Origin of the sequence: Prosthecochloris sp., assembly GCA_015482705.2 — a bacterium.
GTDB lineage: Bacteria > Bacteroidota > Chlorobiia > Chlorobiales > Chlorobiaceae > Prosthecochloris.
The window spans coordinates 70,521-92,159 of sequence record JADMLA020000037.1; the positions used below are offsets into that span (position 1 = coordinate 70,521).

Below are 21,639 nucleotides of genomic sequence, written 5' to 3' on the forward strand. Positions count from 1 at the left end.
ACAGCATAGAGATACCATGAGCAAAACAGCGGATAGCCTTTTTTGTCCTGAAAAGCATTTTTACGGACCCGAATCCGAGAAAATCTATATCGAAGGATCCATACACCCCGTGAAAGTCGGTATGCGAAAGATCAAACTTTCTCGAACCTACAGCATCCAGGGTGAAAAGTTTTCATTTTTCCCGCTTTACGATACCAGCGGTCCTTATTCCGATCCATCAGCGGAGCTCGACCTCGATCGAGGACTTCCCTCTGCACGTGACAGTTGGAGCGGCGATCAAAACGATGTCGAGGTATCTCCCGCAAGTACTCCTTGTCCGATGAATGGAAGAAAACCTGTAAGGGCGAAACAGGGAAAAACCATCACTCAGATGCATTATGCTCGCAAAGGAATCATCACTCCTGAAATGGAGTATGTCGCTATCAGGGAGAACCAGCAGCTCGAAACATGGATAGAGCGGTCTTCGATCAAAGGCAAGCCGTTCAAGCCTGTCACACCTGATTTTGTCCGTGAAGAAGTCGCGAAAGGCAGGGCTATCATCCCGGCAAACATCAACCATCCTGAGCTGGAACCGATGATTATCGGTAAAAATTTCAAGGTCAAGATCAATGCGAACATCGGCAATTCAGCACTTGGTTCATCAATCGGTGAAGAGGTTGAAAAAGCTGTTTGGGCCTGCCGATGGGGAGCCGATACCGTCATGGATCTCAGCACTGGTGAAAACATTCACACGACACGCGAATGGATTCTCAGAAATTCACCTGTCCCGATCGGCACCGTTCCTATCTATCAGGCTCTAGAAAAGGTAGGCGGCATTGCCGAAGAAATGACCTGGGAAATGTACCGCGATACGCTGATCGAACAGGCGGAACAGGGTGTGGATTATTTTACTATTCATGCCGGTATCCTGATGGATTTTCTCCCTGCAGCCGCAAAAAGAACAACCGGCATCGTTTCACGAGGTGGATCGATTATCGCCAAGTGGTGCCGTGCGCATAAATGCGAAAACTTCCTCTATACCCATTTCGATGAAATCTGCGAAATTCTCAGGGCATATGACATCGCTATCTCGATAGGCGATGCCTTACGCCCGGGTTCGATCGCCGATGCAAACGACGAAGCACAGTTCAGTGAATTGAAAACTCTTGGAGAACTTACCCTGAAAGCCTGGGAATACGACGTTCAGGTAATGATTGAAGGTCCCGGCCATGTTCCGATGGACCTCATTGAAGAAAACATGCAAAAGCAGCTCGAGTACTGCCACGAGGCCCCATTCTACACCTTGGGCCCATTGGTTACCGACATTGGCGCCGGCTACGACCATGTCAACTCGGCAATCGGCGGGACGTTACTTGCAAGCATGGGATGTGCGATGCTTTGCTACGTCACCCCGAAAGAGCATCTGGGGCTTCCGAAAAAAGATGATGTACGAGAAGGGGTCATAGTACACAAGCTAGCCGCTCATGCTGCCGATCTGGCAAAAGGGAATCCGGTTGCCTGGCTGCATGACAACCTTATGAGTAGTGCACGTTATGCATTTTCCTGGAACGACCAGTTCAACCTTTCTCTCGATCCGGCGAGAACCCGTCAGGTTCATGCTGAAAATTCACTTGACAATGAGGATACGATCACGGAAGACAACTTCTGTACCATGTGCGGTCCCGATTTCTGCTCGATGAAAAAGTCTCAGGAAGCAACCGGGAAATCATAACAGACAGAGATATGAAACAAGAACGGCACAATAACGTATGATTATTGTGCCGTTCCAGCTTTAGATTTTTTACTTTTTTCCTTTTGACTTCTTATCCCGCTGCTTTGACAATCGCCACAAAATCATTGGCTTTCAGGCTTGCCCCCCCGATCAGTCCGCCATCGATATCGGGCATTGAAAAGAGTTGCGCTGCATTGGAAGGCTTGACACTGCCCCCATACTGAATCCTGAGATGCTGGGCGGGTAAATCACCGTACATATCCTGAATGGTAGCTCTGATAGAGGCATGTACATCCTGTGCTTCTTCAGGAGTTGCCGTTTTTCCTGTTCCGATCGCCCATACCGGCTCATAAGCCAATACCACTCCTCCAAGGTCACCGACATCCTTCAGACCTTCCCGCACCTGTTCGGTAACGATCCTTTCGGTAATACCACTTTCTCGTTCTTCCAGAGTTTCGCCAACACACATGATAACCTGCATGCCCTCCGAAAGCGCCTTTCTGAGCCGGAGATTCACCGTTTGATTGGTTTCGCCGAAATACTGCCTGCGCTCGGAATGTCCAACAATAACATATGCACACCCGAGAGATTCCAGCATTCTTACCGAAACTTCTCCGGTATACGCGCCTTCTTCTTGGTAATGGCAATTCTGCGCAACAAGACGAATGTCACTCCATTCGATAATTTTACCGACTTCTGTAAGGGAGGGAAAAGCTGGAGCGATACCAACTTCGCAGCCGACAATCCCGTTACCGAGCTGCTCAAGAATTGCCGAGGCAAGCTCACTTGCTTCAGCAACGGTTTTGTTCATTTTCCAGTTACCAACAACAATTTTTTTACGCATGATCAATAGTCGGTTACAATATCCCTGTAAATTTTATCGATCTGGTCGAGAGGAAACGTGTGTTTTCCCGAACGTGCATCCTTGAGAACAACCTCGGACTGGTTCACCGAAACAATCCGACCATGCCACACCCTGTCCTCTATGGTGATGAGATTCACTTCCTTGTCGATGAGATCGTTATTCCCACCGATCTGACCGGCCTTATAAACAATCTGACGCTTCCCCATGACTTCAATCGTTTTTTGTGAAACTGTTTTCAACAATGTGCGCCGTCGCCGAAAGGAGCCGAAATCCGAGAGGGTATCTTTTTCAGGCTCTGACCAAACAATAAACGACGTCGTTTTGCGCACTCTAAAGTAGTGATTGGGCCGGAATAAAAAAAGCCTGCGCTTCGAGCAGGCTTTTTCCTGATGTGAAAAATGTACAAGAAAAAAGGCCGTTGCTGAAACTACCCTTTCACTTCATCTTATCCAGACCTTTCCCGCTTATAAATAATTCCTGTTTTTGTGCTGAAAAGAACCATTTCCACAATCTCTACATTGATAAAATGTTCTAAGAATCTATAACTTACAGGAAAGCTATACGTTGCCTTTGAGTAGACTTCATATTCTTTTCTGAGATAACTTTGTCGCTTATCTTTCCTCAAATCGCACACAAAAAGAATCCCAAGATTCTCTTTCAAATCCCTCGCCTGATCAGGAGTAATTTGCATTTTTATCTTTTTTTTCGAATCACTACTGTTTAAAACATAAATGCAGTAATCGTCACCGAGATATTCAGAAACCATAACCCTCGCCCCGAATGCATTAGTAGCCTCATATTTTTGTCCTCTATAGTTAATACGCTGCATCTTTATTTCATCCTTTGAGCCGAACCACTTTTTCTTTATAGTCATCACCTGATCTTCTGCATCATATTCCAGAGAATAGTTGCCCCAAACCCTTGTCATTTTATTGTTTTTTACAAACGAAAACCTTGTTTGAGGGTAAACCGCCCGCATTCTCTTCTGATACGCCTCCTTAGTTTCAAACTCATCTTTTTCTGAATACTTTTTTTTCAAATCATTGTAGAGGAAAACGATATCGTCACTTTCATAACCTTCCGGCAAAACACAGCCTGAAGCAGAATTACTGTTTTCTGCTTTGGCTACCGGCTGCTGAACGCCTGCCACAATAAGTGAATACAGCAGAACGACGACTGTTAATACTGACTGTTTTTTCATGACTGTTTTTTTATTGTCGGAGAAAAATCGGAAATATCCTGCACTGAAAAAGGCATAAATCAATCACTGATATACTGCCGCAAATATACGTAGAATTCCAACAAATAAGAGTTTAAACGAATGTACTTCTTGCGTTATAAATTGAGGTTGTGACCTTTCTGGAGCAGATTGGTCAAAATGAGTAACAAAAAACGGAATACCGCATCCTGTCGGCATTCCGCTGAAAAGGTCTTTGCAGAGACCTGTACCTATAGTCAAAAAGAGGGGGTAAGGATTTTACTTGACAAAAATCTCCAGGATTTCATAGTGAAGTTCCCCTTTTGGCACATTTATCTGTACCTTTTCTCCAACCGACTTTCCCAGAAGGCCCCGCCCCACAGGAGAGCGAACAGATATCTTTCCCTGATCGGTATCCGCTTCCTCAGAAGAAACCAGGGTATATTCGATAATCTCATCGTCAATAACCAGATTTTTCAACTTCACGGAAGTCAAGATATAAACCCGGTCGGTCCTTATCTGTTTCGGATCGAGAATGGTCGCCCTCGTAAGCTTGTTTTCCAGCTCACCAATGCGTCCCTCCAACTGCCTCTGCTCTTCTCTTGCCGCTTCATATTCCGCATTCTCACTGAGATCACCATGAGCCCTTGCTTCAGCGATTTTTTCGAGAACTTCTGCCCTCGTATCACTCTTGAGCCTGTTCAACTCGTCTTTCAACCTGTTATATCCCTCTTTGGTCAGATACACTCTATCGCTCATATGTCTTCTGTTTGTTATTCATTCACGCCCAGTATATCCTAGCGCCTCATTGTCAATAAAAAAAGTAAAGCCAGCATACCGCTGACTTTACCTCTCTTCGTTCAATATCAATTTACAATTCTTTGTACTGCTTACAAAGCTGGTTTACAGGTTAAAAGCAAAATACACATTACTGTCACCTCGCTTGACAAGCAAAAACAACAGATCCCCCTCTTTCATTTTACCGACAATTGATAAAAACTGCTTGTATGAAGTAACGTCTTTTCTATTTGCCGCCTTGACCACATCACCGCTACGCAGACCGGCACGGTAAGCATTACCTGACGGATCTACATCTGTAACGACAACTTTTCCGGCATCGGTCTGTAACCTGTACCTCGATGCCAATTCAGAAGACATGGGCGCTGCTGTGAAACCAAGCAATTCACTCATCTCCTGCTGCTGTTCGGCAGCAACCGGCTGATCCGGGATCATGTCGAGTTTCACTGAAAGAGTCTTCATGGCACCGTCTCGCCATATGGTCAGCTCAACTATGGTGCCTGGCGCTGTTCTTGCAACGGTGTTGCGAAGCTCAATGGTATCTCTGACCTTTTTTCCGTTCATCTCGACAATGACATCACCAGTCTTCAAACCACCGGCTTCCGCGGGACTTTTCTCGACAACCGTACCTACAAGCACTCCCTCGGCTTTCTTGAGTTTTAGGCCCTTCGCTATGTTCTCATCCACATCCTGTATCGTCACACCGAGCCATCCTCTTGTAACCTTCCCGGTCTTTATGAGCGACTGCATGATCTGACGAGCCATATTTGACGGAACAGCAAAACCAATTCCCTGAAAGCCGCCGGTACGGCTCGCTATTGCCGTATTTATACCGACAAGCTCACCGTTGATATTCACGAGTGGTCCTCCCGAATTCCCTGGGTTGATAGCAGCATCGGTCTGAATAAAGTCTTCATAGTCGGCGAGGCCAACATTTGCACGACCTTTAGCACTGACAATCCCCTGTGTCACTGTTCGGGCAAGGTTTTCACCCAGAGGGCTGCCGATAGCGATCACCCACTCGCCAACCCGCAACGCATCACTGTCACCAATTGCAATCGGCTTCAGATTTTTCGCTTCAACTTTAATGACCGCAATATCTGTCTTGGGATCTGTACCGATGACTTTCGCCTGTACTTTTTTGTTATCATACGTTCTGATATAGATGCTGTCAGCCTTATCGACAACATGGTTGTTCGTCAGAATATATCCGTCACTGCTGACGACAACCCCCGAACCGAGCCCTCGTAAAACCTCCTTGCGGCCGTTGGAACCCTCCTCACGTCTTCTCGGTGTCTCGAAAAAATCATCGAACGGGCTCCCGAAAAAATCAAAAGGCGAAATAAATCTTCGGTTGACGGTTTTTTCAGTGAAAATAGTTACAACCGAAGGAGTCGCAGATTCTGCAATCTGTACGAAAGCTTCATTGAAATCTTTGAGGGTACGAATCGGTTTATCCTGAAAAGTGTTGGCTGCAGATGCCATGTTGATATGGTTGGATACAGCTACCTTACTCTCTTCTTTTGCCGGAAAAGAAAACTCCAGGTTGGAAAACACAAGCCAACCTATGGCCACTCCTGCGAGAATCAAAAAAAGATAGGATAGTTTTTTCTTGTTCATCTTGTTCAGCGTTTATTCATGTTAATCACATCGATAGTTGACTGCTTTATCTATCGTCATCGTTCTGCATTTTCCCCACCGCTTCATAACTCTCTGCAGTTATTGTAGAGAGCATCCAATCATGCAGGGAAAATCAAAAAGCATATTTCCGATCAACGAACCCGAAGCGCGCAAGCCTCATTCCTCGAAATTTTCAAGAGCCTCGACAGTACGTAACCCGGCCTGCATTTTATTCATGGTTTCTTCGAATTCATTCAGAGGCACCGAATCGGCAACAATACCACCCGCTGCCTGAAAATAAATGATATTGTCTCTCACAACCATCGTCCTTATGGCGATAGCGGTTTCAAGCTGTCCCCGAAAATCGATAAACCCTACCGCCCCACCGTAAAGCCCCCGTTTTTCTTCCTCCAGTTCGTAAATAATCTCCATCGCTCTCACTTTCGGCGCACCGGTCAGGGTGCCTGCAGGAAAACAGGCCCAGAATGCATCCATCGGACTGAAACTATCCTGTAGCTCTCCCCGAACATTACTGACAATATGCATAACATGGGAGTAGCGTTCAATGATCATTTTTTCATTGGTCTCGACAGTACCGGTCTTTGCGATCCTACCGATATCGTTCCGGCTCAAATCGATAAGCATCAAATGCTCTGCAAGTTCTTTTTCATCCGATAACAGCTCTTGTTCGATCCGGGCATCCTCATCATACGTTTTACCCCTTGGCCTGGTACCGGCAATCGGACGCGTATCGACAATCCTTCGCCCTTTTTCATCGGCACCCACCTTGACAAGCAGCTCGGGAGACGACCCGACTATGTCGAAATCTCCCATATCGAAATAGTACAAATAAGGCGATGGGTTTATGGTCCGCAACATGCGATACACATCAAACGGTCCCGTATTCAGTCGACGTTTCAGCCGTTGAGAAACCTGAACCTGAAAAATGTCACCGGCTCTGATATGCTCTTTGGCGATAAGAACTTTTTCGAGGAACTCTTCTTTAACAGTATTGGAAACAACCTCTTCATGCTTTTCCGGTTGTAGCTTTACGCAACGTGGGTCGAGAGGCTGAAACATCTTGGCGCGAATAGCTTCGATAACCTGTTCAGCTCTGTTCCGATCTTCTTCACCAAGATAGTTGACAATGATAAACACCTTTCGTTTGACATTGTCAAAAACAACCAGCTTGTCGCAGAACAGCAGAAAAGCATCGGGAAGCCCGGATGGATCCGGCTTACGAGGAAAAGGGATCTTTTCAACCAGATGCATTGTATCATAGCTGAAATATCCAAAAGCTCCGGACGTAATCATAGGTGAAGATCCAACCATGCATTCTACCTGCTGTGATGACCCGAATGCACCTAGACAACGGTCGATGACCTTTCTCAACTCCCGCTCTCCCGCTATCAGCGTTTCAAGATCCTTGAAACGATCATCTCTTACCTGAAGAGAAATGTCTCCACCGACCGAACCGCGAAGAATCGCAACAGGGTCAATTGCGATGTAGGAAAAACGGGCAAGTTTTTCCTCACCCTCAACAGACTCGAGCAAACATGAATAAACATCCCGAAGTTTCAGATACACCGAAACAGGAGTTTCGGTATCCGCATGAACAGCTTTGACGAGAGGATTAAGAATAAAATCGGTCGAAGGACCTGTATGTGACATAAGTCAGAGCGATGAATGAATAATGCAGATGCTTAAATAAAAGAAAAAATCACTATCATGAAATAGAGAGTAAATCTCGTTAACCCCTTACCCTTTCGCCAACATAAAGGATGGGTAGATCTTATTCAGAAAAGACGATAACTTTTATCAACTGGCTAAAAGCACTGGCGTTATCACCAGGAGTGCTTTTTTCAGTAGGATATCTTGTTATTTATCTCCTTACCAACGTCTATCTCAATAGTGCGCTCAAAAGCACTATTTTGCAGGAAATCGAAACTGCAACAGAAAACCGATACACCATTTCCGTTGAACACCTTCGTGCAGGAATTGACTTACAGTCGGTTACCTTGCGAAATCTCGAATTCGTACCGGTGACAAATCAGAACCTGCAAGGAGAAAACTCCAGCATCTCCCTTCCTAATCTCTACGTCGAGCAGGTAAACCTTTGCAATCTTCTTTTCAGCCGAAAGTGTGTTGAGCATTCAACCAGAGAAATATCACGACATATTCTCTGCATCAACCATCTGCTGGTACTCTCATTCCCTCAGTGAACCATCAAACCGGTTCTCTGCCAACGAATCGAACTGAGCTTTTCAGCCGGATTCAGCAGGGAAATATTCGGATTCCATGACCAGTACACCATCAAAGCCTGACCGATCATATCCCGTTCAGGCAAAAATCCCCAAAAACGGCTATCGAGGCTGTTGTCCCTGTTATCTCCCATGACAAAGTAGTAGTTCTGCTCGATGGTATAGGTATCGGCGGGCTGGCCATCGATAAGAATTACACCTCCAGCAACCCCGATATTGTGCCCTTCTTCAGAAATCAATGAAGCATAGAGATAGAAGTTCTTTTCGTTCAGTGTTACAATATCGCCTTTGCGAGGGACTCGGATCGGGCCGTAATTATCCTTGTTGAAACCTGAAAACCTTGGAAACACCTGCTGGTCCACATATCCTGCGGGCATCAATTCAGCAAGAAACTGTGCATGCTCCGGAAAAACCGTCTCTTCACCATTGATGAAGATTTTCCGGTCCTCGATTTCAAGCGTATCCCCGCTTATTGCCACACAACGCTTTATGTAGTTTATAGATCTGTCTTTCGGAAATTTGAACACAACGATATCCCCCCGTTCGACAGTATCGATTCCCGGTAACCGGATATCGGTAAAAGGCACCTTTGCCCCATAGACATATTTATTTACAAATAAAAAATCACCGGCAAGCAGTGTTTTTTCCATAGAGCTTGTTGGTATACGATACGATTCTACAACAAATACTCTTATGAGAGTAGCTAATACGAGAGCAATCAGTAACGCCTCAAACCACTCTTTCGAATGCTGTTTTCCCGTTTTCTCTTTTCCCTTTCCCAAAACCTTTATTTTTGAATGTTATAACCAGAACCGCTATCGGGCCACTTTTTTATTGACGCTTTTCGTCCTGTTATCTTGCGGTACTCCGCAGGGATATGGCACTTTCCCCGGCTCTCACTGATCATCCATATTCAATACAGCGAGAAACGCTTCCTGGGGAACTTCCACCCGCCCGACCTGCTTCATCCGCTTTTTTCCTTCTTTCTGCTTTTCCAAAAGCTTTCTTTTCCTGCTGATATCCCCGCCATAGCACTTGGCAAGAACATTCTTTCTCATTGCAGAGATGGTCTCACGAGCTATGACTCTGCTTCCGATAGCAGCCTGGATAGCGACTTCATACATCTGTCTTGGAATAATGCCTCTGAGCTTCTGACAGAGCTTTCTCCCCCACTCATATGCTTTTGAACGATGAACAATCGTGGAAAGCGCATCAACCGGTTCACCGTTGAGAAGTACGTCGAGCTTGACAAGATCGGAAACACGGTAGCCGATATATTCATAATCCATCGACGCATATCCTTTCGATACCGATTTGAGTTTGTCGTGGAAGTCAAAAACAATCTCGGCAAGTGGAAACTCGAACTGCAAATTCACCCTGGTGGTATCGAGATAATCGGTATTCTTGTATTCTCCTCTACGCTCCATGGCAAGCTTCATGATGTTACCGATATAGTCTGCCATTGTGATAATATGAATACTGACATACGGCTCCTCGATCTGTTTGATCAACCCGGCATCGGGCATTTTCGAGGGATTGTCAACGACAAGCGTCTCGCCATCGGTCGAGACAACCCTGTACTCGACGTTAGGAACCGTTGTTATGATGTTGACCTGGTATTCCCTCTCCAGCCGCTCCTGTATGATCTCCATGTGCAGCAGACCGAGAAATCCACACCTGAACCCGAAACCGAGAGCAGCCGACGTTTCAGGGGTGTAGACCAGAGAAGCATCATTCAATGAAAGCTTTTCGAGTGACTCGCGAAGATCTTCGAACTCGTCTGAGTTCACCGGGTAAAGACCGCTGAAAACCATCGGCTTGACATCCTTATACCCAGCAAGCCGTTCTCTCGCCGGAGCATCAGCGAGAGTAACCGTATCGCCCACTTTGGCATCCCGGACATCTTTGATGGAACAGATAAGGTAGCCGACATCTCCCGACTCGAGCACTTTGGAAGGCTGTCGCTTGAGCCCCATGGCTCCTATTTCGTCAGCGACAAAAACCTTGTTGTTGGCAAAAAAGCTGACCCGATCACCTTTCTTGAGAACACCGTCGACAATACGCAGATAGACGATCGCACCACGATATGCATCGAACACCGAGTCGAAAATCAGAGCCCTGAGAGGCAAATCACGATGATCGACGGGTGCTGGTATTCTTGCAATAATAGCCTCGAGCAAAACATCGACACCAAGACCGGCCTTAGCCGATACCTCGACAATTTCATTTCTTTCAACGCCCATAAGATCGATAATCTGCTGGGCCACCCCTTCGACATCAGCGGAAGGAAGATCTATTTTATTGATAACCGGAATAATTTCCAGCCCGGCCTCGACAGCGAGATAAAGGTTGGCAATAGTCTGAGCCTCAACTCCCTGTGTGGCATCGACCACAAGCAGAGCCCCTTCACAAGCGGCCAGAGAACGTGAAACTTCATAACTGAAATCAACATGACCCGGCGTATCGATGAGGTTGAGAATATATGCATCACCATCGACAGCCCTGTAATGCATACGGATTGCATGACTTTTTATGGTGATACCTCTTTCACGCTCAAGCTCCATATCATCAAGTACCTGTTCAGCCACCTGATTGTGCTGTAACGTATCAGTCGCTTCCAAAAATCGATCGGCAAGCGTAGATTTTCCATGATCTATATGAGCTATGATACAGAAGTTCCTGATAGTATTGACTACCCTACTGCTCGAAGGCATAAACTGTTCATGTTTAGTTGAAATTCGCAAAAACACCGGGGAATATAATGAATCCGGTTTCCCTATGAAAACACGGGGCACTCCTCTTCACATCGGAACCCACAACAGAATTCAACGGCGTTCATCTTGCGCTTACCCTCCATTTGAAGAGAGAGGATTTCAACCCACCCGTCAAGCCCCATTACAAGTAACCGGTTTCCATCCATCGAGAAACCACCCGGCACCATTGCCTGCTGTTTCGATTCAGGAAGCTGAAAATCAGAAGGGATTGCTTTATAGATCTTTACTTTTTTATGGTTGAACACCGTCCAGGCTGTTGGTCTGGGCGAAAGACCTCTGACAAAATCACAAATGGCGTCGACAGGCTCTGCCCAGTCAATCCGGGTGTTTTCAGTGATTAATTTGGGAGCTTTGGTCATCATGGTTTCGTCTTGCGGTAATGGCTCCGCTTTACCCTCACTGATTAGCTTCAGGGTTGTAACAACCGTTCCCGCACCGATCACCGACAAGCGCCCGGCAAGCTCTCCCGCAGTTTCCTCGACCCCGATATTCGTTTTCTCCTGCAGTATAATGCTCCCTGTATCGACACGTTTCCGCAGAAAAAAAGTCGTCACACCGGTTTCCCTGTCACCGTTGATTATCGCCCAGTTGACAGGAGCAGCTCCTCTGTAACGCGGCAGTAGCGATGCATGAAGATTGAACGCCCCTAACCGTGCTTGTTCAAAAACCGAAGGAGGCAGAATACGAAAAGCCGCAACGACAATAACGTCTGGGCGATACCTCGCAACAGTTCCCGCAAAGCGCGGATCCTTCACATCGTCTATTTCAAAAACTGTAATTCCCAGTTCCTTTGCAGCTTTCTTGACCGGTGTCGGTTCAGGCTTGGATCGCCGGCTCCTTCTGGGCTTGTCCTTGCCCGTAACCACAAGAACAATTTCAAACTCATTATCTAATGCAGCTATTGCGCGAAGAGAAGGGACAGCGAACTCAGGCGTTCCCATAAAAATAATTCTCATTGAAAAATCTTTTTTTCTTATTCACTTCGCTTCGCAATCCAACGTCTGCACAGCAATAGGATAGCTGGTCCTGACCTCGCCGCGCGTTATCGCATCGAGCTCTTTCTGGACTTTCCTGCGGTTTCGCCGCTGCATGCGATCGACAAAAAGCGTTCCGTCGAGATGATCGACCTCATGCTGCAGCACCCGTGCAGTAAGGTCGTTGAACTCCGCAGTATGTTCTTCGAAATGCTCGTCACGGTATTTGATCTGTATAGATGAAGGGCGCACGACATCTCCCCTGACGTCAGGAATGCTCAAGCAACCTTCGCTCATCGAAACAAAGCCTTTCACAGCGAGAATATGAGGATTGATGACCACCAACGGTAAAGCTTTTTCATACCCTTCGGCAATGGAAATATCGACGACAAGTAAGCGTAGAGAAGCGCCCACCTGGGGAGCTGCAAGCCCTATCCCATCGGCATTCCTCATGGACTCGAACATGTTGCCTATAAGTTCTTCAAGCTGCTCATCCACCCCTTTCAAAGGCTTGGTTTTCCGGCGCAGCACCTCGTCACTGTAAGTGTTGATCGGTAATATCATTCTACTAAAATCGACAATTAAAATGTTGTTTACCAAACCTGCAGACAGGCTAAAAAGTTGCCTTCACTGCCTTGAGCGAAACATGCCCGACCACACCGTACCGGTTACTCTGCAAGCCCTCTTTAAAAAAAGTCTGTCTTTCGAGTTCGGCAATACCAGCTTGATGATACTTTAATCGTGAAGCAAATCAATAAACAACACCAAGATAATAACTTAAACCCAAAATCACAGAACCGAGACACAAGAGGCACAAGAAGCACAAAACCCCCTCCTTCAAGCTTGTCCCACCATCGTTTGGCGCTATAAATCTATTAATTTTCAAACAACAAAAAAGAGGCTGCCTTAAAAGGACAGCCCTTACAAAGGAATCCATACATAAACATCTCTTTTTCCAAGGGATGCCACTGTACCGTGAAATCAGCATATCTCTAGCTCAAAGTATGGCATAATTATCCCTTGAGCATCAAGCAAACACAAAGTATATTTAGAATGCTACAAAAATCTGCAACACAGATAATACATAATGTTGGGCCTATATGGAATATTTGGAAGGTGGCCGGTTTGGCAGAATCACAAAACACTTAAGAAAGCAAGGGTTTGAAAATGAGATGGAGGGCATCCTCTATGATTCTAAAAACTTCCCCAAACTCAAAAATCCCGAAAAAACAGAATATGTTGAAACTGTGATGGGCAGAATGGAAAAAAGCATTGGCAAAGATAATGCTGAAAAAGTCTTATTTGAATGTGGAGCACAGTGTTGTGGGAAATCGTGGTCGCGTTTTGTAAAACGTATTTGGAATCAATCTGAGTCGATAAACGGCTTTTTCATTAAATTGAATGAGGAAGAGAAAAGATATAATACTCAATTCACTTATGATCCAAAAAGAAACTCAATTGCCATTGAAAGAAGTAAATGCGTATGTGGTTTAATAAATAAAGGAAAACCTTTTAAAACGCATAAAGGCTACTGCAAGTGTAGTATTGGTCATATATCTGTCTTCCTCAATACAGTATTCAACGTCAAGGAAATTCAAATCAAGCAAGCAATCTATTCCGGTTCTGATACCTGTAAATGGCATATCCAATTGAATGAATTTGCCAAACGATAACGTTCAGACCGACAGCCCCCGCCACTCATTCTTCACTATGGGTCAGCTGTTGATGCTGGTGCTATATCCTGCACTCAACCGAGCATAATCCAAAGCCTCTACCCCTTAACCTCGATAATATCCTCCCATCGTGTCGTGTAACGGGGAGAAAGCTTCTCCATACGCTGCTTCCAGCCCGTAGGTGACTCGATGGCAAGCCGAAGGGTTCCGGAGCCGTAGCGGTCGTTCACTTCGTCGAGTGCTTTCATGACTGCTTTCGAATCCTCATCGCTACTCTCTTCACCGAACAGCGATGGAGAAGCAGATACAGGTGATGCTGTTGTCAACCCATCGAGGACGACTCCCGCTTTCTGATAGGCATAGCCTTCTCTGAAAATAACGTGCAGAATAGCAAGAGCGTACTGAACGATGCCGAACGTGTTCTGCGTCACCACCGGCAGAGCAGCAGTCCTTGATCCCCGGTAGTATTTCCCACGCTTGTCGAAGGCGTCGGTATGCACGAATACCGTCACCAAACCGGCGTACAGCCCTTCTTTTCGAAGCTTCCTGGCACATTTTGCCGCAAAACTGCCGACGGCGTTCTCCAGTTCCTCGAGATCGGTCACTTTCCGTCCGAATGATCGTGAGGTGCAAATGCTTTTTTTCGCCGGGCGTACCTGTTCCAGGGGGAGACAGGAATTCCCCCTGAGTTCGTGATGCACCCTCGCACCGGTGATATGCATCTGCCGTCGGACCCATTCAGAGCTTTGCATTGCAAAATCCAGCGCAGTATGAATACCTTGAGCGTTGAGGCGCCTGGCATACGCTCTGCCGATGCCCCACACGTTTTCGATCGGAACGTTCTGGAGTGCCTCGACTGCTGCCATCTCTTCATCGAGCACACACACACCGTGATACCTGCGGTTTTTCTTCGCGAGATGATTGGCGACCTTGGCCAGGGTTTTTGTCGAACCTATGCCAATGCTGACAGGTATTCCCGTATTTTTTTTGATGGTGTCACGGACTGTTCTTGCCAGCCTGTTCAGATCATATCGCCCCAACCCGCACAGGTCGGCGAAGGCTTCATCTATGGAATAGATTTCGATATCCGGCAGCAGCTCACCGAGCGTGTTCATCACCCGTGACGACATGTCACCATAGAGAGCGAAATTCGGGGAAAACAGCACCACGCGATGCTTTTCGAGCAGCTGCTTGTACTTGAATACCGGCGCACCCATAGGCAAACCCAACGCTTTCGCTTCCTGGGATCGTGAAATGATACAACCGTCGTTATTGGACAGCACCACTACCGGCCGGTTGTGAAGCCCTGGATTGAACGCCCGTTCGCAGGATACGTAAAAGTTGTTACAGTCGATAAGCGCAAACATCACAAAACCACCTTTCTCATCAAATCTTCGTCATCGATCAAGATGAACTGCTATGCCATATTCTCTGTTTCATAATAATAATAAACATCCCCCAATAGCGAAAACATCCCTCTCATGTGCGGACGGTTCGTGCTATTCATCCCTCTTGCCGAAATAGCGAAAGAATTTCAGGCCGAGCAGCTTTCTTTCGGATTCGAGCCGGACTACAACATCAGTCCATCGCGGAACGTTCCGCTCGTCATCCGTGACACGGATAACCGTTTGATTCTCTCACGCTGGGGTTTCGTGCCCGTCTGGGCGGACGATCTCGCAATCGGAAACAGGATGATCAATGCACGGGCGGAGACCGTTGCCGACAAGCCGATGTTCAAAAAAGCCGTTGCCGAACAACGCTGTATCGTGCCGGCGAACGGGTTTTACGAATGGCGCAAGATTGGAAGCAGAAAGCAGCCTGTTTATATCAGCCGGAAGGACGGAAAGATCATGGCTCTCGCGGGTATACACAACACCTGGGTATCACCCGCGGGCGAAAAGGTCAATACCTTCGCCATTATCACCACGCAGCCGAATGAATTGGTCAAGGAGATTCACAACAGAATGCCGGTTATTTTATCTAAGGAGCAATACGAGGAATGGCTGCAAACCGGAAAACTGTCTCCTGAGGCTCTTGAGCGTTTGTTCAAACCGTTCCCTTCCGCGAAGCTCGAAAGCCACGATGTTTCATCAAAAGTCAACTCACCTGCGAACAACGCTCCTGACAATATCGATCCTCTCGATTAAACGCTCTCCGGCAACAAGACCTCTAGCCGAATCATCATCGCCTCGAGGCCCCGTACGCTCTACCAGCCTTATTTAAACTCAATAGTTTCAACGGCAGAGAGACCCTCCCTTCTCTGAACCATTTGCTCACGATTGCCCGGTCCCTTATACTTGTACAGACCGAGAAATTCATGTCGTGTGTTTTTCCGGGCAGTGTAACCGGTTCCCGGAAGTCCGGATACCGGTGTTCTCTTCCTTTTGAAATCGCCTTTTTTCGTAACTTGACCTGTACAATCTACCAGCTTTTTGAGTTACTGTACAAATATGATCGTACTCTATCGGCGACCAATGGGCGGCTTAAGTAAAATCCCGGAAGGCAGCGGAAGGGAATAACAGAAGCATACAGGCCCTACCCGCGTCGACATGCACGTAGATTCACGTACATCAGGCACGATCATTTTATAACCGACGACAATGAAAAAAGATCTCATCACCTATAGTTTCTTTTTGCTGCTTTTTTCAGCGAGCATAAACCTTGCATTTGCCGACTCAACATCGCAAAAGGCCGGCCTCTCGCAACAAACAAGCCTTGTCGTTCCCGTAACAGCTCAAACCGGTACAGATACTTTAGAAACAAAGCCGGCTCCGCCGCCGAAAATAGACGATAAGGAAGTCATAAAGTTCTTTTCCGACTCACTGAAGCAACAAAGCGGATTTCCGGTCATCGTCAACAACAATGAGGTTTTTCGCCTGCATGGCAAAATCGCATCGATCGACCCAGAGCAAAGAGCTCGGAAAACATCAAAAATTCTTACAGAATTTTTCCGCTCATCAACCCCGATTGACTCACTCATAATCGTCGAGGGAGAAACGCTGACGGCAATCAAAACCCAAAGGGACATCATTGCAGCATTCAGCGAAGAAGACGCCATAGCCGAAAACATGTCACGGCAGGAACTTGCCGATTCAGCTCTTGCAAGAATCTCGAATCAGGCGGAAGAATTCAGGCAAGAAACCAGTGGACAGAATATAGTGTTCAGTATTCTTAAATCTCTTGCGCTTTTAGTGGCTCTGGCTGTTGTCTGGCATTATCTGCACAGTTTTTTCAACCTCATAGACGGATGGATACAAAAAATCAGGCTACACAACACCTCCTCCAGCCCGAATAAGCTCATACAAATGCTTTCTCCCGACCATTTTGCGTCCGGACTCGAATGGTTCAGCAAAATAGCCGAGTTGTTTCTGAAAGTCCTTCTGATTTACGCTTACCTCACGACAATGCTGAGCTTTTTCCCATGGACGGAGGACTTATCGACCAACCTGCTCGAGTTCGTCCTGGAGCCGGCAAAAAGATTATCCAATGAATTTATCACCCTGATTCCAAATGTTGTAGCAATCATCATCCTGATTACCATCACTCGTTACCTCGGTAAGTTCAGTGATGTTTTTTTCAGGAACATCTCAAAAGGAGAACTCAAGTTCGGTGATTTTGACGCTGAATGGGCTGAACCGACAAGAAAAATCGTCAAAATAATTCTCTACCTCTTGCTGGTATTCCTGCTTTTTGCATCTTTGCCTTTAACCAATAACCGAACCATACTGGCGCTGTTCATAATTTTAGGCCTGACTGTTTCACTCAGTGCAGTACCTGCTTTTCAGAATATAATCGCCGGTATCATGTTGAATTACACTGGATCGTTCAGAATCGGCGACAGGGTTAAATTCGGCGACATTACCGGTGACATAGTGTATAAAGGTCCTCTTGTAATTCGTATTAAAAATCTTTTGAATGAAATCATCCTCATACCAAACTCAACCGCATTTCGTTCAAAAATTATAAATTATACGGAGTCGGTTCAAAAAAACGGGCACTTATCACTTGAACTTGTACTTTATTTAAAAGAAAACTTAAAAACTGAAACACTTCGTGAGTTGGTAATTGACGCGGCATTGGGAACCGATGGTATCATGCTCGATCCGAAACCGTTGTTTTTAAGGGCTGAAACAAAGAACGGATTATTCGGCTATACGCTCAGGGTAAATACCAAAGAAGAAAAAAATCTGGAAACCGTTTATTCAAGGCTTTTCCAGAATGTCCAGAACAAGCTGCAGGAACACCATTACAATCTGTCCTGAACGGATTGTCTCTCAACACAGCCCTATCTAACCGGATCATACCAATGGCCTTTTCAAAAAATAAGAAGAAGAAAAACCTTTCTCAGCTGGCACTACAGGCAGAAACCATTTTCAAAGAGTCAATGAAAGAAGAGGGCTACCGATGCACCAGAGAAAGGCTGACTGTATTACGTGAAATCTATGAATCCGACAGCCACCTGGATGCCGATGAAATATTCGTGCGCCTGAAAAAAAAGGGCGTCAGTATATCCAGAGCAACAGTGTACCATACTCTCGACCTGTTGTTCAAATTCCACCTGGTCAACAAAATCGATCTTGGTCATAAACACACACATTACGAAAAGTCGTATGGAGTAGACAACCATCTGCACATCATCTGTGAACAGTGTGACCGGGTCGTCGAAGTGCACAGTGATGAACTCAACAAACTTCTTGACAAGCTTTGTGAAAAAAACGGTTTTACGCTTGGCAGTTTCAGCCTTCAAGTCTTTGCAAAATGCCGCGAAGAAATGGAAGGTCAGTGCTGCTCGAAATCCCACACCAACAAAAGCAAACACTGACGGCGGAAACCTTTTACCGTTTCTCTTTACAGCTGTTAATGGTTTGGAAGTAAGTCACTTACGATCAGAATGTCCCCTTCGCCTGTCTTTTTCCACTGTTTTTGCGGAATAATTTGAAATGCTCGTGCTTTAGGGATTGATTATGGATGTTTCTCTCTTTGCCGCCTTGATCGGCGGCATCATAGTTCTCGGTGTTCTCGGTGATTTTCTTTTCACCAAAACCAAGATACCGACCCCGGTCATTCTCATGTTTGCAGGAATAATACTTGGTCCTGCTACACATATATTGAAAAGTGATATCTTTTTTGAAATCGCCCCGTACTTCGGCACATTCGCGCTTATCCTCATTCTATTTGAAGGTGGACTTGATTTGGAGTTCGACCTGGTGATACGACAATTTTCGTCCGCATTGCTGTTGGGGTTTCTTTCTTTCATCGTCGGAGCCGCCGGTGTCACCTCAATCTGCCTCATTCTTTTTCAGATGGAAATGAGTGACGCTCTTTTTTACGGCTTTATCTTCGGCGGCACCAGTCCGGCGGTCATTTTGCCGGTCCTGCCAAGGCTTTCCATCTCGAAAAATCTCAAAACCCTGCTGACGCTCGAAGCGGTCATCAGCGAGGTCCTCACAGTCATCTCTGTTATCATCTACATCAAAATCCTCAAAGGGGGACAATATGAAGGTATCTCCATTCTCAACCATATTCTGACAAGCATCGGAATATCGATTCTTCTCGCGGCTGTCAGCGGATTGGTATGGAGCCGTTTCATGGGATATTTCAGCAAGCAAAATCTCGCTTACATGCTTACCCTCGGCTTCGTTCTGCTCCTCTATACTCTGACCGATTTTCTGGGCGGTGAAGGAGCAATAACCATTCTTGCATTCGGCATACTGCTCGGTAATAGTAAAATACTTGCGGTAAAATCCCAGTCGATCCTCCAAAAGCTCAATAGCAGCGTAAACATAGCCGATTTTGAAATCGATGAAGTTGTAAAAAAAATCAATGCGGAACTGACCTTTCTCGTACGCACCTTTTTCTTTGTATTTATCGGTCTGCTTGTCGATTTCACCTTTTTTACGCCGGATGTTCTCCTGATAGCTGTAGCTATTCTGACAATTTTCTTCATCAGCCGTATCGCCACGATCAACCTTGTTCGCCCGCTTTCTCCATCTCTTAAAAGTGCACATATTTCCTCGACTTTAGGGCTCATCCCGAGAGGTCTCGCAACCGCAGTCATGGCCTTCACTCTTTTGAACAGCGGTGTTTTCACCTCCAGCCAGCTCCTTTCAGTGGTTTTCGCAGTCATTCTGGCCAGTAATTTGCTAATGTCGGTATTTGTCTATTACTATGAAAGCAAATGCAGACATAGCGCAAAGAATGAAGAAATAAGCAACTAAAGAATGATATTCAACCCCGTTTGAGGACTATGCACTGGATATACCTGTTCATCGCCATCATCATGGAAGTTGCAGGAACAACGTCTATGAAGCTTTCAGAAGGATTCTCAAAACCATTGCCATCGATTTCAATTTTCATTTTTTATGGCTTTAGCTTTACATTTCTCACGCTGGCCTTGAAGACGCTTCCAATAGGTATCACTTATGCTATTTGGGCTGCTGTAGGTACAGCGCTGATAACTCTTGTCGGTATCATATGGTTCGGAGAATCGTTGAATATGCTGAAAATACTCTCGCTACTTTTGATCATCATCGGTGTCGCCGGACTACATGCAAGCCGGGAATCCATGCTTTAGTCTTATGTCAGAACCTCTTTATCGCAAAGTTGTTGTCAAGGTAGGAACCAATGTCATCACCAACAACAAGGGTGAGCTGGACCTGCAGATACTCGATCAGCTTGTTTCACAAATTGCGGCACTGCGCAAACAGGGCGTCGAAGTGCTGCTTGTTTCCTCAGGTGCCGTCGGTGCCGGCCGCTCTATAGTCAAGCTCCCTTCGAGTCTTTCTCCTGTCGCTTCGCGGCAGGTGCTCTCCTCAACCGGACAGATAAGACTCATCAACACATATGCCGAGCTTTTTGAACAATGCGGCCTGAACATCGCACAAATCCTCGTGACAAAAAGTGATTTTCGTGACCGCCTTCATTACCTCAATATCAGAACCTGTCTTGCCTCGCTTCTGGAACATGAGATTATACCGATCATCAACGAAAATGATGCTGTTTCCGTAACAGAACTGATGTTCACGGATAACGATGAGCTTTCGGGAATGATAGCTTCCATGATGCAGGTCGATGCCTACATTATTCTGTCACATGTCGACGGCCTTTTCGACATGTCCAGAAAAGAACGTACCGCAAGTCTCATCCGCACCATCGACGTTGCCGCCGAACATTTTCATCAGTATATCAAACCGGGAAAATCTGAATTCGGAAGAGGAGGTATGCTGACCAAATGCCATATTGCTCATAAACTTGCTCGTTTCGGTATTACTGTCCATATCGCCAATGGACGCACTTCCGGCATTCTTACCGAAATTTTGAACGGTAAGGAAGTAGGAACACGGTTCATCGCTCAAAAACCGGTCTACGGAAGAAAGCGCTGGATAGCTCACAGTGAAGGACTTGAAAAGGGGGCCGTTACCATCAACGCCGGAGCAGAAACCGCCTTACGCTCACCAAAGCGCGCAAACAGCCTTCTTCCTGTGGGCATTGAATCGGTTATCGGCACTTTTTTCAAAGGAGACATCATCAAAATATGCTCCGAAAACGGAGAAGCCATTGGTTATGGTATGGCACAATACAGCTCTGAAAAGACGAAAGAAATTCTCGGAAAAAAAGGAGAAAAACCGCTGATTCATTACGACTACCTCTACCTCATGACTTGAAACAAAGAAAATCTTGTCAATCACCTTCGCTCGCTTTGACAGTTATAGGCACCCCTTGAACACCGGCGTAAAAGACAATGAGTTCGGCAGTCTCTTTCCCT

Annotated in this window: 20 protein-coding genes; 9 read left to right on the top strand and 11 right to left on the bottom strand. The window is 46.1% G+C overall.

Translation table 11 applies throughout. The annotated features are described in order from the left end of the window. Positions 1-16 precede the first annotated feature (16 nt). Positions 17-1,711: a phosphomethylpyrimidine synthase ThiC gene (gene thiC, locus QZ209_RS08775; protein WP_294347026.1), complete on the top strand. Its 1,695-nt coding sequence runs from the start codon at positions 17-19 to the stop codon at positions 1,709-1,711. A gap of 91 nt (positions 1,712-1,802) precedes the next feature. Here the strand turns inward: thiC and tpiA are convergent, their stop codons facing one another. From tpiA to trpE, 6 genes are all read right to left on the bottom strand, one after another. After that, positions 1,803-2,555 (bottom strand): triose-phosphate isomerase, encoded by a 753-nt coding sequence (tpiA, locus tag QZ209_RS08780; protein ID WP_294347028.1) that lies wholly within the window; start codon positions 2,553-2,555, stop codon positions 1,803-1,805. Positions 2,556-2,557: 2 nt separating this feature from the next. Next, complete coding sequence (locus QZ209_RS08785; RefSeq protein ID WP_294347029.1) at positions 2,558-2,782, bottom strand: hypothetical protein; 225 nt, start codon at positions 2,780-2,782, stop codon at positions 2,558-2,560. A gap of 239 nt (positions 2,783-3,021) precedes the next feature. Next, positions 3,022-3,777 carry a hypothetical protein gene (locus QZ209_RS08790; protein ID WP_294347031.1) on the bottom strand — a complete coding sequence of 252 codons (756 nt, stop codon included), beginning with the start codon at positions 3,775-3,777 and terminating at the stop codon, positions 3,022-3,024. A gap of 276 nt (positions 3,778-4,053) precedes the next feature. Next, positions 4,054-4,533, bottom strand: a complete 480-nt coding sequence (gene greA / locus QZ209_RS08795; protein WP_294347033.1) for a transcription elongation factor GreA — start codon at positions 4,531-4,533, stop codon at positions 4,054-4,056. 144 nt (positions 4,534-4,677) lie between these two features. Next, positions 4,678-6,192, bottom strand: a complete 1,515-nt coding sequence (locus QZ209_RS08800) for a DegQ family serine endoprotease (protein ID WP_294347035.1) — start codon at positions 6,190-6,192, stop codon at positions 4,678-4,680. Between the two features lie 177 nt (positions 6,193-6,369). After that, entirely contained in the window at positions 6,370-7,863 is a 1,494-nt protein-coding gene (gene trpE / locus QZ209_RS08805; RefSeq protein WP_294347037.1) for an anthranilate synthase component I, read from the bottom strand. Between the two features lie 110 nt (positions 7,864-7,973). Here trpE and QZ209_RS08810 point away from each other — a divergent pair, with 110 nt between their 5' ends. Continuing rightward, a complete protein-coding gene (locus QZ209_RS08810; RefSeq protein WP_294347038.1) occupies positions 7,974-8,414 on the top strand; it encodes a hypothetical protein in 441 nt (146 codons plus the stop codon). On the opposite strand, the gene lepB is transcribed toward QZ209_RS08810, so the two are convergent. From lepB to def, 4 genes are all read right to left on the bottom strand, one after another. Continuing rightward, positions 8,408-9,235 carry a signal peptidase I gene (gene lepB, locus QZ209_RS08815; RefSeq protein ID WP_294347040.1) on the bottom strand — a complete coding sequence of 276 codons (828 nt, stop codon included), beginning with the start codon at positions 9,233-9,235 and terminating at the stop codon, positions 8,408-8,410. The genes QZ209_RS08810 and lepB overlap by 7 nt on opposite strands. A 114-nt stretch (positions 9,236-9,349) precedes the next feature. Beyond that, the gene (lepA, locus tag QZ209_RS08820; protein WP_294347041.1) at positions 9,350-11,167 is read right to left on the bottom strand and encodes a translation elongation factor 4; all 1,818 of its coding nucleotides are present in this window, start codon (positions 11,165-11,167) and stop codon (positions 9,350-9,352) included. 62 nt (positions 11,168-11,229) lie between these two features. Continuing rightward, positions 11,230-12,183, bottom strand: coding sequence for a methionyl-tRNA formyltransferase (gene fmt, locus QZ209_RS08825; RefSeq protein ID WP_294347043.1), 954 nt, complete (start codon positions 12,181-12,183; stop codon positions 11,230-11,232). A 21-nt stretch (positions 12,184-12,204) separates the two neighbouring features. Further along, complete coding sequence (def, locus tag QZ209_RS08830) at positions 12,205-12,765, bottom strand: peptide deformylase (protein ID WP_294347045.1); 561 nt, start codon at positions 12,763-12,765, stop codon at positions 12,205-12,207. 536 nt (positions 12,766-13,301) lie between these two features. Here def and QZ209_RS08835 point away from each other — a divergent pair. Beyond that, on the top strand, positions 13,302-13,874 hold the full coding sequence (locus QZ209_RS08835) for a DUF6144 family protein (RefSeq protein ID WP_294347047.1): 573 nt from the start codon (positions 13,302-13,304) through the stop codon (positions 13,872-13,874). A gap of 98 nt (positions 13,875-13,972) precedes the next feature. Here the strand turns inward: QZ209_RS08835 and QZ209_RS08840 are convergent, their stop codons facing one another. Further along, entirely contained in the window at positions 13,973-15,241 is a 1,269-nt protein-coding gene (locus QZ209_RS08840) for a Y-family DNA polymerase (RefSeq protein WP_294347049.1), read from the bottom strand. Positions 15,242-15,355: 114 nt separating this feature from the next. Between QZ209_RS08840 and QZ209_RS08845 the strand changes: the two genes are divergently transcribed. The 6 genes from QZ209_RS08845 (at position 15,356) to proB (ending at position 21,538) form a co-directional block, all read left to right on the top strand. After that, positions 15,356-16,021, top strand: coding sequence for an SOS response-associated peptidase (locus QZ209_RS08845; RefSeq protein ID WP_294347050.1), 666 nt, complete (start codon positions 15,356-15,358; stop codon positions 16,019-16,021). Positions 16,022-16,474: 453 nt separating this feature from the next. Next, entirely contained in the window at positions 16,475-18,136 is a 1,662-nt protein-coding gene (locus QZ209_RS08850) for a mechanosensitive ion channel domain-containing protein (RefSeq protein WP_294347052.1), read from the top strand. Positions 18,137-18,180: 44 nt separating this feature from the next. Beyond that, positions 18,181-18,696: a transcriptional repressor gene (locus QZ209_RS08855; protein ID WP_294347053.1), complete on the top strand. Its 516-nt coding sequence runs from the start codon at positions 18,181-18,183 to the stop codon at positions 18,694-18,696. 142 nt (positions 18,697-18,838) lie between these two features. After that, positions 18,839-20,092, top strand: a complete 1,254-nt coding sequence (locus QZ209_RS08860; RefSeq protein WP_294347054.1) for a cation:proton antiporter — start codon at positions 18,839-18,841, stop codon at positions 20,090-20,092. 29 nt (positions 20,093-20,121) lie between these two features. After that, positions 20,122-20,448 carry a multidrug efflux SMR transporter gene (locus QZ209_RS08865; RefSeq protein WP_294347056.1) on the top strand — a complete coding sequence of 109 codons (327 nt, stop codon included), beginning with the start codon at positions 20,122-20,124 and terminating at the stop codon, positions 20,446-20,448. A 4-nt stretch (positions 20,449-20,452) separates the two neighbouring features. Next, on the top strand, positions 20,453-21,538 hold the full coding sequence (gene proB, locus QZ209_RS08870; RefSeq protein WP_294347057.1) for a glutamate 5-kinase: 1,086 nt from the start codon (positions 20,453-20,455) through the stop codon (positions 21,536-21,538). Positions 21,539-21,639 lie beyond the last annotated feature (101 nt).

Excerpts from the sequence above, each read along its gene's own strand:
- QZ209_RS08860 (WP_294347054.1), top strand. The coding sequence starts at position 18,839 with ATGGATGTTTCTCTCTTTGCCGCCTTGATCGGCGGCATCATAGTTCTC.
- trpE (WP_294347037.1), bottom strand. The coding sequence starts at position 7,863 with ATGTCACATACAGGTCCTTCGACCGATTTTATTCTTAATCCTCTCGTC.
- greA (WP_294347033.1), bottom strand. The coding sequence starts at position 4,533 with ATGAGCGATAGAGTGTATCTGACCAAAGAGGGATATAACAGGTTGAAA.
- tpiA (WP_294347028.1), bottom strand. The coding sequence starts at position 2,555 with ATGCGTAAAAAAATTGTTGTTGGTAACTGGAAAATGAACAAAACCGTT.
- QZ209_RS08785 (WP_294347029.1), bottom strand. The coding sequence starts at position 2,782 with ATGGGGAAGCGTCAGATTGTTTATAAGGCCGGTCAGATCGGTGGGAAT.
- QZ209_RS08800 (WP_294347035.1), bottom strand. The coding sequence starts at position 6,192 with ATGAACAAGAAAAAACTATCCTATCTTTTTTTGATTCTCGCAGGAGTG.
- def (WP_294347045.1), bottom strand. The coding sequence starts at position 12,765 with ATGATATTACCGATCAACACTTACAGTGACGAGGTGCTGCGCCGGAAA.
- proB (WP_294347057.1), top strand. The coding sequence starts at position 20,453 with ATGTCAGAACCTCTTTATCGCAAAGTTGTTGTCAAGGTAGGAACCAAT.
- QZ209_RS08790 (WP_294347031.1), bottom strand. The coding sequence starts at position 3,777 with ATGAAAAAACAGTCAGTATTAACAGTCGTCGTTCTGCTGTATTCACTT.
- fmt (WP_294347043.1), bottom strand. The coding sequence starts at position 12,183 with ATGAGAATTATTTTTATGGGAACGCCTGAGTTCGCTGTCCCTTCTCTT.
- QZ209_RS08855 (WP_294347053.1), top strand. The coding sequence starts at position 18,181 with ATGGCCTTTTCAAAAAATAAGAAGAAGAAAAACCTTTCTCAGCTGGCA.
- QZ209_RS08865 (WP_294347056.1), top strand. The coding sequence starts at position 20,122 with ATGCACTGGATATACCTGTTCATCGCCATCATCATGGAAGTTGCAGGA.
- QZ209_RS08845 (WP_294347050.1), top strand. The coding sequence starts at position 15,356 with ATGTGCGGACGGTTCGTGCTATTCATCCCTCTTGCCGAAATAGCGAAA.
- lepA (WP_294347041.1), bottom strand. The coding sequence starts at position 11,167 with ATGCCTTCGAGCAGTAGGGTAGTCAATACTATCAGGAACTTCTGTATC.
- QZ209_RS08840 (WP_294347049.1), bottom strand. The coding sequence starts at position 15,241 with ATGTTTGCGCTTATCGACTGTAACAACTTTTACGTATCCTGCGAACGG.
- thiC (WP_294347026.1), top strand. The coding sequence starts at position 17 with ATGAGCAAAACAGCGGATAGCCTTTTTTGTCCTGAAAAGCATTTTTAC.
- QZ209_RS08850 (WP_294347052.1), top strand. The coding sequence starts at position 16,475 with ATGAAAAAAGATCTCATCACCTATAGTTTCTTTTTGCTGCTTTTTTCA.
- QZ209_RS08835 (WP_294347047.1), top strand. The coding sequence starts at position 13,302 with ATGGAATATTTGGAAGGTGGCCGGTTTGGCAGAATCACAAAACACTTA.
- QZ209_RS08810 (WP_294347038.1), top strand. The coding sequence starts at position 7,974 with ATGGGTAGATCTTATTCAGAAAAGACGATAACTTTTATCAACTGGCTA.